Source organism: Chitinophaga sp. S165 (genome assembly GCF_003182155.1).
Taxonomy (GTDB): domain Bacteria; phylum Bacteroidota; class Bacteroidia; order Chitinophagales; family Chitinophagaceae; genus Chitinophaga.
This window is the reverse complement of record NZ_QGTG01000002.1, coordinates 232,362-244,843: the sequence shown is the minus strand read 5'-3', so window position 1 is coordinate 244,843 and position 12,482 is coordinate 232,362. Positions and strand designations below refer to the sequence as shown.

The window sequence follows — 12,482 nt, the reverse complement described above, 5'->3', positions numbered from 1 at the left end:
ACTTTAGACTCTGTAAAAAACTTTAGCGGCAAAAGATAAGTAAAATATAAGCGAAATTCCAAATTAGTAGTACGGATGGCAATGATTTACAGCAATTTTTTTGGCATAACACTGATATCAGAGCCTTCTGCGAGTAAAGCAGAGACAGGATTTTGCTGTAACATAGGCACAAAAGCATCGCCGTAAAGCACGGCTGTATCACAACGGTAACTGTATTCAACAACGCGATGTGTTCTCCATTGCGGATGACTTACCTGGTATTCACCCGTACGTGTAGCCGCCATTTGGGTATAGCCCCAATAGTGATCAGTGATGAATTCAGCTTCGCTGCCGGGAGCAATAGGCAATGCTTCTTTTTCGGCGGTAGCTTTCAACATGTTCCAGTGCTGACCAACCTTCCATTCATAACTGACTTCCAGCATATTGTCCGGCGTATGCAGCCATTGATGCCGCATTGGATGTGTAGCGTATTTCTCTTTGTAGACGGTATTGGCCACAAAAGTGATCATCCTTTTAGGTACGATCTCTTTCACAAATACAACACCTCTTTTCCATATGCCAGCCTCTTTATAGCGTACATAGAAACGGAGGTTCACTTCTTCGAAGTGACGATGAAAGGGCAGGGAAATACCTCTTACACGGGTATTTTCAAACATAAAACCTACCAGGCTGACATAGAGGGTATTGTTCCAGAGATCCAGTTCTGTATTGTGAGGTACGAGTGGTTGCAGTACGGTTGGATCAGCCTCAAAATTGATCATGAGGAGATTACGCCAGGCAGCAGTTAAAAAAGGTTTACCCATAGAAATCGGCAGCTTATCAATTTACGACAGGAAATTAATGGCAGTACCACGGATCAGGCTCTGATAATACTTACAAACAGGCCTTAATCCACATTGCTCACATTTAGGTGTGCGGGCCACACAGATGTAGCGGCCATGCAATATCAGCCAGTGGTGGGCAATGTGCACTTTTTCAGTCGGAATATATTTTAATAACTGTTTTTCGGTCTGAAGGGGAGTAGTGGCATTGGTGGTAAGTCCGATACGGGCAGAGACACGGAAAACATGCGTGTCTACCGCCATATTAGGCTGCTGATGAACTACAGATGTAATGACATTGGCGGTTTTACGTCCCACCCCGGGCAGTTTGACCAGCTCTTCTACAGTGGAAGGGATCTCACCATTGAAGTCTTCAATCACCATCTGCGCCATGCCGATGAGATGTTTGGTCTTATTGTTCGGATAGCTGATGCTGCGTATCAGGGGGAATAAGTCGTCGAATGTGGCGTGGCTCAAAGCTTCCACATCCGGGTATTGCCGGAAGATAGCAGGCGTGGTCATATTGACGCGTTTGTCCGTACATTGGGCAGACAGGATGACCGCTACCAGTAATTGATAAGGATTGTCGTAAATCAGTTCAGTCTCTGCATTGGGAGCATGTTCTTCGAAATAGCTGAGAACAAAGGCAAAGCGTTCTTTCTTTGTCATACCTGTAAAGATAGGCAAAGATAATATGCTTCAAATATGCCGGATGTACTATCGATAGCTATTACTTCGTCGCGCAGGGATGGTGCGGGCGTGACAGCTATAGCCTTCAGGCTGATATGCTATTTTGAAGGTGTTACCTTCCGGGCATAATCAGCAATAGCCTGCAGGGTTTCTGGTCTTGGAGAGAAACGGATAGTATCCAGTGCTTTCCTTGCTTGATTCAGACAAATTTCTTCTTCACGAGATAATTCCGGGTCCTGGTTTGTCATCTTATTAGGTTTATTAGCGCTACTGGTTACAGAATTTAAGGCAAAAAATGAGTGTGTAGAATTCCCCATGCAATATTTATTTAATACAAATGATTAGTTCCTAACTATATAACGGAGATTATGCAAAATGTATTGTCAGCCGTAGTTGAAATATTTCGAAAGTAAAGATAACCGGTGTACGTGGAAATCCGGCCAGGAAAGGGAATACTTAACAACGTGGAGAGGCGAAAAAGCGCACTTTTTATTCTTTCTCAGTGATAATGAACAGATCTTCATCATCTTTTTTCATCAGGTATTTTTCACGGGCGAACTTTTCCAGCTTTTCCGGACTAGACAACAGTTCCTGTTGTTCTTTCCTGGTTTTACTGATCTCATCCTGGAAGAAGGCTTTTTGTCCTTCCAGTTTGTTGACCTCTGATTGTAATTCGTACTGGGAAATAAAATTCTTGCTATCGATGAAGGCCAGCCATACCAGGAATGCAGCGGCTGATACGAAATATTTGTTTCGCATGTAAGCTGGCACTGTAATGGATTTTAAACCTTGCATATAAGATGAATGTATGACTGGGAACGGCTTTTTAAAAGGCCGGGTTTTGAAGTAACTCAAAACCCGGCAATATGGACCACTAATTAAATTATCGTCATCAAAGATCAGATCCCGAAATTCGACGTACGAGATTCAATCCAGTGTTATTTACTTCTTACCAAATTTAACGGATTTTCCCGGATAAAAAGCCACGTTATCCAATTCTTCCTCGATACGGAGCAATTGGTTGTATTTGGCCATACGGTCAGTACGGGAAGCGGAACCGGTTTTGATCTGGCCGCAGTTCAGTGCAACTGCCAGGTCAGCGATGGTAGTATCTTCAGTTTCGCCGGAACGGTGGCTCATGATAGAGGTATAACCTGCTTTATGTGCCATGTTCACTGCATCGATAGTTTCGGAAACAGTACCGATCTGGTTTACCTTGATCAGGATGCTGTTAGCAATGCTCTGGTCGATACCGGTTTTCAGACGTTTAACGTTGGTAACGAACAGGTCATCACCTACCAGCTGTACGGTAGAACCAACAGCTTCAGTCAGTTTCTTCCAGCCATCCCAGTCGTCTTCTGCCATACCGTCTTCGATAGAAACGATTGGATATTTTTTACACCATTCAGCCCAGTAAGCTACCATTTCTGTGCTGCTGATCACTTTACCGGAGCTTTTGTAGAATTTGTAAGTCTTGTCAGCGTCGTTGAACATTTCGCTGCTTGCAGCATCCAGTGCGATACCGATCTGCTCACCTGGTTTGTAACCTGCTGCTTCGATAGCCGCAATTACAGTTTCGATAGCTTCTTCGTTGCTCTGGATTTCAGGAGCGAAACCACCTTCATCACCTACGTTAGTGCTGTAACCTTTCTTTTTCAGAACGGATTTCAGGTGATGGAACACCTCAACACCCCAGCGCAGACCTTCAGAGAAGGAAGATGCGCCTACAGGAACGATCATGAATTCCTGGAAGTCAATTTTGTTATCAGCGTGTACACCACCATTGATGATGTTCATCAGCGGAATTGGCAGGGTAGTAGCATTTACGCCACCCAGGTAACGGTACAGTGGCAGGTTAGCTTCATCAGCAGCAGCTTTTGCAACAGCCATGCTCACAGCCAGGGTCGCGTTAGCACCCAGTTTACCTTTGTTTTCAGTACCATCCAGTTCAATCAGGAATTTATCGATACCGGCCTGGTCTTTCACATCCCAGCCTATCAGTTCTTCAGCGATAATGTCATTCACGTTGTTTACAGCCTGGATAACACCTTTACCCATGTACACGGCTTTGTCGTTATCACGCAGCTCAACTGCCTCATGCTTACCAGTAGAAGCACCGGATGGAACGGCTGCACGGCCGAAATGACCGTCTTCTGTGGTTACATCTACCTCTACAGTAGGATTTCCGCGGCTGTCAAGAATCTGCCTTGCATGGATTGCTGAAATGGTACTCATTGTTGTTTAATTGTTTTAATATAATAATTTGTAAGTTAATTGGTTACCGGCTTATTATAGCCACCGGAACATCCCCTACCTTGTCAATTCCCTGAAGATAGATTCCAGGCTTTGCGAATTGCTTTGCAAAGAAAGGATGTTCCTGTTATTTATCAAAGCAAATTGTAGGAGGTTTTTGCGTACATCTTCCAGATTACCTGCAAATAATTGCCACGTATTGGCATCCTGCTGTTTGATCCTCGTCACGCCCGCTATCTGCTGAAGGTCATTTTCCGATGGAACGGGTTCTCCAAAAGATACCTGGATATAACCATCTTCCTTACCCCCTTGTTGCAGATTTTGCAGGGAATCGTCCGCAATGATATTCCCTTTATTGATAATGATGACCCGGCTGCACATCGCTTCCACCTCCTGCATGATATGGGTGCTCAGTACAACTGTTTTGTTCTTTCCCAGTTCAGTGATGAGCTGACGGATATCGGCCAGCTGGTTAGGGTCCAGGCCGGAGGTCGGTTCATCCAGGATCAGTACTTCAGGGTCATGGATCAATGCCTGGGCCAGTCCCACACGTTGTTTGTAGCCTTTGGAAAGAGCGCCGATCTTTTTCTTGCTTTCCGGCTGTAAACCGGTCATGGCAATTATTTCTGAAATACGCTTGTCTGTGTTTTTGCCCAGTTTATGCACCTGTGCCACAAATCCCAGGAATTCCCGGATGTACATATCGAAATACAGGGGATTGGCTTCAGGCAGGTAGCCTACGCGCTGCCTCACTTCCATGGGCTGGGTAGCCACGTCATAGCCGCATACACTGGCGTTGCCGCCGGTAGGTGGCAGGTAACCGGTGATCATCTTCATGGTAGTGCTTTTCCCTGCGCCGTTCGGCCCCAGGAAACCCACCACTTCTCCTTTGCTGAGCGAAAAGGAAATATCGTTGACCGCCCGTTGTTCCCCGTATACCTTGCTTAACTGTGTTACTGTGATTGACATTAGGTTTTCCACTTTGGCGCGGCTAATGTATGAAAATCGGGTTAGAATAAAAATCGCTTATAATCGTCTACCATATAAATAGCTGGGTTCCATGACACTCAGATGTTGAGCCACTATGATTTAACTAAACTTTTATAGTGAAAAGTACCTGGGAATATATAATTTTAAATATATTCACAAATTATAACCTGATGTGGGGCAGCCGGTTCCGGATAATCTGGTTATATTTATAAGCCTACATTGTTTTGGATGCATGGTCGCAACAGTTGTTAATCAATAATCACAATACATTTTAAACCCTGCAAACACTTTAGATTTCATGGCAATTAATTTACAGAAGGGACAAAAAATAGACATCGGGCTTTCCAGGATCAGCGTAGGTCTGGGCTGGAATCCAAACGAAGGGACAGGAAATGATTTTGATCTGGACGCATCTGCATTCATGATTGACGGCAACAGATTAATACCAACTGAAGGATATTTCGTTTTCTATGGCAATACAACTTCTCCTGACGAAGCTTTACATCATACCGGTGATGATCCTACCGGTGGCAACAGTGCAGATGGAGATGATGAAACCATTAAGGTAGATCTGTCTAAAGTACAACCCGACATTAAGGAAATATTGTTTGTTGTAACCATCCACGATGCAACAGGACGCAAACAGAATTTCGGACAGGTAAGAAATTCATATATCCGTATCGTTGATGATGCCAACGGTGAGGAGATTGCCAAATATGAACTGGGAGAAGACTTTTCAGTGGAAACTGGTGTAGAGTTCGGACGCTTGTACCTGAAAGATGGCAAGTGGCGTTTCGAAGCTTCCGGTATCGGTTATAAAGAAGACCTGGCCTACTTCCTGGGTAAATACTACAAAGGACAAATCATTAAATAGTCTATTCTATCACACACTATTGAAATACATTTTATGGCAATCAATTTAGTAAAGGGACAAACCATTGACCTCCGCAAAAATGATAAAGGAGAAAGCTTCGATCTGTCAACTGTAACAATCGGTCTGGGCTGGGATGTCCGTAAGAAAAGCGGTGGCTTTTTTGGTAAGCTGCTGGGCGGCAAGGAAGAAGAATTTGACCTTGATGCAATTGCTTTCCTGCTGGATAAAAACGGTAAGGTAGCCGACCTGGGTAAGACAGTTCAAACCAACGATGGCCGCAATTTGAGCCTCTACCAGGGAGATGTGATCTTCTTTAACAGCCAGCGCCACCCGTCAGGTAATATCTGGCTGACAGGCGATAACCGCACCGGTGCAGGTGATGGCGATGATGAGCAGATCATCGTGAAACTGGATAGCCTCGATGCAAAATATGAAAAGATCCTTTTCATAGTGTCTATCTATCAGGGCCGTCAGCGCAATCAGCACTTCGGTGGTATCGAGAACGCATTCATCCGCGCAGTAGATAACAAAGGAAAAGAGATCGCTAAATTCAACCTCTCCGGAGACGCATCATACACTAATATGTGCTCGCTCGTATTTGCAGAAGTATACCGTAATAACGGTACCTGGAAATTCAGAGCACTGGGAGATCCTCAACCGGCAGACAGCTTTGTTGAGATCCTCAGGAACTATGTTTATTAATTAACCTTTTCTATAAGAGTCATTCATGAGAAGATTACCGGTTTACTTAGTGTTGGATACCTCAGGCTCTATGAGCGGTGAGCCCATAGAAGCAGTAAAGAACGGCGTGCAGGTGCTGATATCAACTTTGAGACAGGACCCATATGCATTGGAAACAGCATACCTTAGCCTGATCACTTTTGATACAGACGCGCGCCAGCTGGTGCCGCTGACAGATCTGTCATCTTTCCAGATGCCTGAATTGAAAGCAGCAGGTGGTACATCTCTGGGAGCTGCTTTGCAGACAGTTGCAGACAGCATCAACAGGGAAGTTGCTAAATCTACCATCGATGTGAAAGGAGACTGGAAACCGCTGGTATTCCTGATGACAGATGGTATCCCAACCGATCAGTGGCAGAGTGGATTGAATGCTTTTCAGAATAGTAAAATAGGTATCACAGTGGCCTGTGCCGCAGGTAACGGCGCCGATGTGAACCTCCTGAAACAGATCACCAATACCGTTGTATCGCTCGATACGGCAGATGCCGCCACTATCAAAGCCTTTTTCAAATGGGTGTCCGCTTCCGTAAGCACCGGCAGCCAGAAAGTTGAAAGCGGTGATAAAGAAGTGGCCGGACTGAACGAACTGCCACCACCTCCTCCGGAAGTGAATATCGTTGTGTAACATGGAAAAGACCAGGCATGTATCTTTCGACCTGTGGATGACATTGATCCGTTCCCATCCTTCCTTTAAAACGAAGCGTGCTGCCTTGTTCCGCTCCTTCTTTTCACTGGACTCCTTTGCTCCGGAAAAAGTAGAAGCAGTGTTCAGGGAAACGGATGTACTCATCAATAACATGAACGAAATAACAGGACGTAACGTGCATACATTTGAAATGTATCTCTTATGCCTGCACCTGCTGGGTATCGATATTAAAAGTGTGCACCCGGACAAACTGGAGGAATTTTACAGTTTGTCCGAGGCGCTCTTTTTTCAATATCCGCCCCTGCGCTTGTACGAGGATACAACACAGTTGTTAGCCGCTTTGCAGGCACAGGGTATTACCACAAATCTGCTGAGCAATACAGGATTTATTCAGGGCCGTACTTTACGTAAACTAATGGCAGGATGGGGATGGGACGCCCTCTTTGCATTTCAGTTGTATTCAGATGAAACCGGATATTCAAAGCCGGATGCACAGATGTTCAGCCGGTTGTTGGAAAATGCCGCTTCGCTACATACAGATCTCCTTCCCGCACAGATCTGGCACCTGGGCGATAACCAGGTGGCCGATGTTGAAGGGGCCAAACGTATGGGGATACACGCAACGCTGACAGACATTGTTAATAACCCCTTAAATAAGTTGTTAAATGAAAGATGTTTATGCCTTACATAAGATTGTAGATGATGCTCACTTCCCGTTTGACCCTGCTGCCTACAGCCGTTTCAAATTCGGCGACGGAGCTGCTGCAGAGGCATTCGGTGCTGCACTTGCTGCAGGTTTCATTGCAACTTACGGGAACAGGTTTACGGAGAATGACCAGCTGGTCGTGTTACCAAGCCCTTACACAAGCATTCCTACAGCCTCCTATCATATGACCGTGGCTTTTACAAAAGTGCTGAACAGGTACCTCTGCATGAATGGATTTAACCCTGCGGAAAGTAGCAAGATCCATCGCTTTAAAACATACAGCATTGATTACGGAGCGCTGGACATGGAAAGCAGAAAAGCACTTATCATTAACGATAAGTATCATCTGGATAAGGATTTCCTGTCGGGCAAGATATTGATCTTTACAGATGATATCCGTATCACAGGAAGTCATGAACTGATCATCCGCAATCTGCTGCAACGATATGAACTTAGCAACGATGCTTACTTCCTCTATTACGCACAATTGCAGAATAACAGTATTCATCCCAACATAGAAAATAAGTTAAATTATTATAGTGTACATTCCCTGCATAGTCTTGAAGCTGTGATCAGTTCACCTTCATTCATGTTTAATACAAGAGTAGTGAAGTACTTACTACATGCTCCTGCTGATGAATATGAAAAGCTGTTAATGAAGCAAACGCCGGCATTCCTGGAGGAACTGGCTGACTGCTGCATTGGCAACAATTACTATCAGATGGAAGAGTACAGAAAGAACGCAACATTTTTATTTGATCATCTTCAAAAAAACATACCATCATGGCAATCAATCTGCAAAAAGGAGAAAGAGCAAATATCGAACTACCAAAATTCACTATTGGCTTAGGCTGGGATATCAATGAATCACATACAGGCGGAGAATGTGACCTGGATGCTTCAGTGTTCCTCCTGGGTGAAAACAGAAAGATCCTGTCGGATCCGTATTTCGTGTTTTATAATAACCTTGAATCTCCTGATGGTGCTGTAAAACATTCTGGTGATAACCGTACTGGCGCAGGTGATGGAGATGATGAAACGATCCATGTAGATCTGTCTAAGATCAATGCCGCCGTAAAAGAGATCTGTGTAGTGGTAACCATCCACGAAGCAGCGCAGCGTAAGCAGAACTTCGGGCAGGTCCGCAATTCATTTATCCGTATTTATGATGAAACCAACAATGTTGAGTTGGTGAAATATGAACTCGGAGAAGATTTCTCTATAGAAACAGCTGTTGAATTTGGCCGTATCTACAAACGTGAGAACCAATGGCGTTTTGAAGCAGTTGGTATTGGTCAGAAAGGAGGCCTGGAAGACTACCTGGCCAAATATGCGTAATTGAATTTAACACAACACGATCATGAGACGACTTCCGGTATACCTGCTGCTCGACACCTCCGGCTCCATGAGGGGCGAACGTATCGAGGCAGTAAAGAACGGGCTGCAGGTATTGGTATCGAAATTAAGACAGGACCCTTTTGCCCTGGAATCAGTATGGATAAGTATTATCACTTTCGATAGGGAAGTGAAACAGGTCCTGCCATTAACAGCGCTGGAATCATTGCAGCTACCTGAGATCACTACGCCGGAATCCGGTCCGACCAATATGGGCGCGGCATTGGAACTGCTGTGTTCCAAACTGGATAATGAAGTAGTAAAGGGGAATGATACACAGAAAGGTGACTGGCGCCCGCTACTGTTCCTGATGACAGACGGTAAACCTTCTGATCTGGCGGCTTTCCGTGAGGTGGTGCCAAAGATCAAAAGTAAAAACCTCGCCGCGCTGGTAGCTTGCGCCGCTGGCGCAGAAGCACAGGACAGCTTCCTGAAAGAACTGACAGATACGGTAGTGCACCTGGATACAGCCGATAGCTCTACACTGATGTCTTTCTTTAAATGGGTGTCTGCTTCCATCGGTACCGGCAACAAGAGTGTAGGTACTACAGAAGAGATACAACTGCCGCCACCACCGGCAGAAGTACATGTAATTATTTAAATAAAAGCAGCTGCTGATATCCATACAAAAGAAACTATACCCATGTTTTTTATTATTCATCTTATTATAAATATCCTCATCGTAGGACTCTTTTTATATTCGAAACTGCTGCCTTATGAAGACCGTTTAACCGGTCAGTATAAGCAGACGTTCGGCTTCTTTAAAAGTATTTTCAAACCCGTGCTGGGCATATTCAGCGGTATTAAACCATTCCAGGTCGGAACCGGTCTTTCTGTTGATATGACACAGATCCTGTTACTGATCATTTTGCTGGTACTTAATTATTTCTACTGATGAGAAGATTACCTATTTATTTCCTCATAGATGTATCAGAGTCTATGGTGGGAGAACAGATCCAGTTTGTAGAGGAAGGATTGGCGACGATCATTAAAGAGCTGAAATCCGACCCCTATGCGCTGGAAACGGCATGGGTGTCTATTATCGTATTTGCCGGTCAGGCAAAAACAATAGTGCCATTGCAGGAGGTGATCAGTTTCTATCCTCCGAAGTTTCCGATAGGTGCAGGTACTTCGCTAAGCAATGGACTGGGCCATCTGATGCATGAGATGCGCAAGAGCATTGTGCAGACCACTACCACACAGAAAGGTGACTGGAAGCCTATTGTGTTCCTCTTCACAGACGGTTCACCAACTGATGATACCAGTGCTGCTATCCGTGAATGGAAACAGAACTGGCAGAGCAAAACCAATCTGGTCGCTGTATCATTCGGAGATGAAAATAACCTGAGTGTGCTGAAGGAACTGACAGAGACGGTATTGATGTTTAAAAACACAACACCACAATCGTACAAAGAGTTCTTCAGATGGATCACTGCATCTATCAAATCAAGTAGTGTAAGTGTAAGCAATAACGGATCAGGTATAGAGCTGGCAAAGCTCAATGATGGCGTGATAGAGAAGGTCGATCTCGATAAACTGCCTCCTGCAAAACCAAATTTCGTAGATACCAACTACGCCATCTTTGCCGCCAAATGTCAGAATACAAAGAAACCTTACCTCATCAAGTATAAAAAAGGTTTACGTCCTGTGAATATCAGCGGCATGAATATGCAGTCGATGGGATATAAGCTCAACGGTGCTTTTCCGGTGGATAATGCTTATTTTGAATTGTCTGCCGATGGCGGCATTATTAACAGCAAGGTGAATACAGAAGAGCTGGAAGGCTTTCCTACTTGTCCGTGCTGCGGTAATCAGTATGGGTTCAGCGTATGTACCTGCGGTAAAGTGCATTGTGTTGGACAGGAGGAAGTGAGCACATGTTCCTGGTGCGGCCAGCAAGGCAAATATGGCTTCGGTAGCGGCAATATGGATATAAACAGAACGCAGGGATAATGACGAAGCACGACCAGGCTTTTGTAGAAGCGCTATTGCGGCATAAGGGTATGCCGATATCTGAAAATCAGCAGGCACTGTTTGAAAAATTTGTATTGGAAGAGCGTATTGAGCAGGCAGTGCAAATGATTATAAACACTCAAAAAGATATAGTGGAATCCTGGAAAGAAAGATCACTGATTGACGATATTTTGCAGAAACACATTGTCCTGCCCAATGCAAAGGTGAATAAGGCATATAATTTTGCCTTTGATCCTGAAGGCACAGGATTGCAGGAGATGGGAGATTTTGAATGGAGTATTCCGGAGGGGTTAGGCATTTCATTTGATGAAACAGCAAATACTATTTCCGGCATACCGTTGCAGCAGGGTGAGTACATACTTACCCTGAAGTTCCGGTTGAAAAATCATCCGGCGGATAAGCCATTTACTGAAAAGAAAATACATCTCGTTATCAACCCTGATCCGAAATCTTTGTGGCAGCATCTGCCATCCGATGAAACGGATAAGTACTGGCAGCCGGACCAGGCAGCAGTAGCTTTGCCTTTCGGCGACCGAAAGCTGGTGATCGCTTCCAAAAGAGGCCGTAGCCACGCGCATGAAGGTAAGTTCAGGGATGATAGTTTCGGTTGTGATTTTAACGCTGCAAAAGGCTGGGGTGTCATCGCTGTAGCTGATGGTGCCGGGTCTGCAAAATATAGCCGTAAAGGAGCTGATATTGCCTGTAAGGCAACTGTAAGCAGCTTCCGGGAGATGATGGCAGGAGATAAGATGGCCGCGCTTGAAGAAGCGATCACAGCCTATCTGAATGACTCCAGTGAGGAGAGCCAGAAAAAGGTCAGTGTTCAGTTCATTGAACAACTTGGTAAACTGGCATTCACTGCACAGAACAAGATCAAACAGGAGGCGCAGGAGAATGGGGCGGACATCAAAGATTATTCTACCACGCTCATTTTTGCGTTGGTAAAAAAATATACTGCCGGTTACGTGATCAGTTCTTTCTGGATCGGTGACGGAGGCATTGGTATCTACCAGGATAATTCGGGTGAAGCTTTTGTCATGGGCACACCTGATAGTGGTGAGTTTGCTGGGCAAACACGTTTCCTGACAATGTCTGACACCTTTGCGAACGGTGCTTATGTGAACCGTATCCGCTTTAAAGTGGTACCCGATTTCACAGCGTTGCTACTAATGACTGACGGCCTTACTGATCCTAAGTTCCAGACAGATGGCAATCTTCAGAAGAACGAATACTGGCGTCAGCTTTGGCAGGACCTCGGTGGTGCTAACGAAGACGGCATAAAGGTAAACTTCAGCGGGACGCCCGGAGAAGCGAAGGATGGTCTGCTGAACTGGCTGGACTTCTGGTCGCCGGGCAATCATGACGATCGTACCATTGCAATTTTATACTGAT

The 12,482-nt window shown here is 45.0% G+C and carries 16 protein-coding genes; 10 read left to right on the top strand and 6 right to left on the bottom strand.

Annotated elements, in window-relative coordinates:
• Positions 1-86 precede the first annotated feature (86 nt).
• The 6 genes from C7475_RS09080 to gldA form a co-directional block, all read right to left on the bottom strand.
• Positions 87-803: a YqjF family protein gene (locus C7475_RS09080; protein WP_110053052.1), complete on the bottom strand. Its 717-nt coding sequence runs from the start codon at positions 801-803 to the stop codon at positions 87-89.
• 21 nt (positions 804-824) lie between these two features.
• A complete protein-coding gene (gene nth / locus C7475_RS09075) occupies positions 825-1,490 on the bottom strand; it encodes an endonuclease III (RefSeq protein WP_110053051.1) in 666 nt (221 codons plus the stop codon).
• 119 nt (positions 1,491-1,609) lie between these two features.
• Positions 1,610-1,759 carry a hypothetical protein gene (locus C7475_RS32935; RefSeq protein WP_158286462.1) on the bottom strand — a complete coding sequence of 50 codons (150 nt, stop codon included), beginning with the start codon at positions 1,757-1,759 and terminating at the stop codon, positions 1,610-1,612.
• A gap of 241 nt (positions 1,760-2,000) precedes the next feature.
• Positions 2,001-2,270 (bottom strand): septum formation initiator family protein, encoded by a 270-nt coding sequence (locus C7475_RS09065; RefSeq protein WP_233259804.1) that lies wholly within the window; start codon positions 2,268-2,270, stop codon positions 2,001-2,003.
• Between the two features lie 183 nt (positions 2,271-2,453).
• Entirely contained in the window at positions 2,454-3,746 is a 1,293-nt protein-coding gene (gene eno / locus C7475_RS09060) for a phosphopyruvate hydratase (RefSeq protein ID WP_110053048.1), read from the bottom strand.
• 75 nt (positions 3,747-3,821) lie between these two features.
• Positions 3,822-4,733, bottom strand: coding sequence for a gliding motility-associated ABC transporter ATP-binding subunit GldA (gene gldA / locus C7475_RS09055; protein ID WP_110053047.1), 912 nt, complete (start codon positions 4,731-4,733; stop codon positions 3,822-3,824).
• A gap of 319 nt (positions 4,734-5,052) precedes the next feature.
• Here gldA and C7475_RS09050 point away from each other — a divergent pair, with 319 nt between their 5' ends.
• Genes C7475_RS09050 through C7475_RS09005 form a run of 10 tightly spaced genes read left to right on the top strand, consistent with a single transcriptional unit; the run spans position 5,053 to position 12,481 of the window.
• The gene (locus C7475_RS09050; protein ID WP_110053046.1) at positions 5,053-5,628 is read left to right on the top strand and encodes a TerD family protein; all 576 of its coding nucleotides are present in this window, start codon (positions 5,053-5,055) and stop codon (positions 5,626-5,628) included.
• A gap of 33 nt (positions 5,629-5,661) precedes the next feature.
• Entirely contained in the window at positions 5,662-6,330 is a 669-nt protein-coding gene (locus C7475_RS09045) for a TerD family protein (RefSeq protein WP_110053045.1), read from the top strand.
• Positions 6,331-6,355: 25 nt separating this feature from the next.
• A complete protein-coding gene (locus tag C7475_RS09040; RefSeq protein ID WP_110053044.1) occupies positions 6,356-6,994 on the top strand; it encodes a VWA domain-containing protein in 639 nt (212 codons plus the stop codon).
• Position 6,995: 1 nt separating this feature from the next.
• Positions 6,996-7,706, top strand: a complete 711-nt coding sequence (locus C7475_RS09035; RefSeq protein WP_110053043.1) for an HAD family hydrolase — start codon at positions 6,996-6,998, stop codon at positions 7,704-7,706.
• Positions 7,681-8,571 carry a phosphoribosyltransferase family protein gene (locus tag C7475_RS09030; protein ID WP_110053042.1) on the top strand — a complete coding sequence of 297 codons (891 nt, stop codon included), beginning with the start codon at positions 7,681-7,683 and terminating at the stop codon, positions 8,569-8,571. Before C7475_RS09035 ends, C7475_RS09030 begins: the two co-directional genes overlap by 26 nt.
• A complete protein-coding gene (locus C7475_RS09025; RefSeq protein ID WP_370445424.1) occupies positions 8,502-9,059 on the top strand; it encodes a TerD family protein in 558 nt (185 codons plus the stop codon). The genes C7475_RS09030 and C7475_RS09025 overlap by 70 nt, the downstream gene beginning before the upstream one ends.
• Before the next feature lie 22 nt (positions 9,060-9,081).
• Entirely contained in the window at positions 9,082-9,717 is a 636-nt protein-coding gene (locus C7475_RS09020) for a VWA domain-containing protein (RefSeq protein ID WP_110053040.1), read from the top strand.
• A 42-nt stretch (positions 9,718-9,759) separates the two neighbouring features.
• Positions 9,760-10,011, top strand: coding sequence for a hypothetical protein (locus C7475_RS09015; protein ID WP_110053039.1), 252 nt, complete (start codon positions 9,760-9,762; stop codon positions 10,009-10,011).
• On the top strand, positions 10,011-11,069 hold the full coding sequence (locus C7475_RS09010; protein WP_110053038.1) for a TerY-C metal binding domain-containing protein: 1,059 nt from the start codon (positions 10,011-10,013) through the stop codon (positions 11,067-11,069). The genes C7475_RS09015 and C7475_RS09010 overlap by 1 nt, the downstream gene beginning before the upstream one ends.
• Positions 11,069-12,481, top strand: coding sequence for a PP2C family serine/threonine-protein phosphatase (locus tag C7475_RS09005; protein WP_110053037.1), 1,413 nt, complete (start codon positions 11,069-11,071; stop codon positions 12,479-12,481). Before C7475_RS09010 ends, C7475_RS09005 begins: the two co-directional genes overlap by 1 nt.
• Position 12,482: the final 1 nt, after the last annotated feature.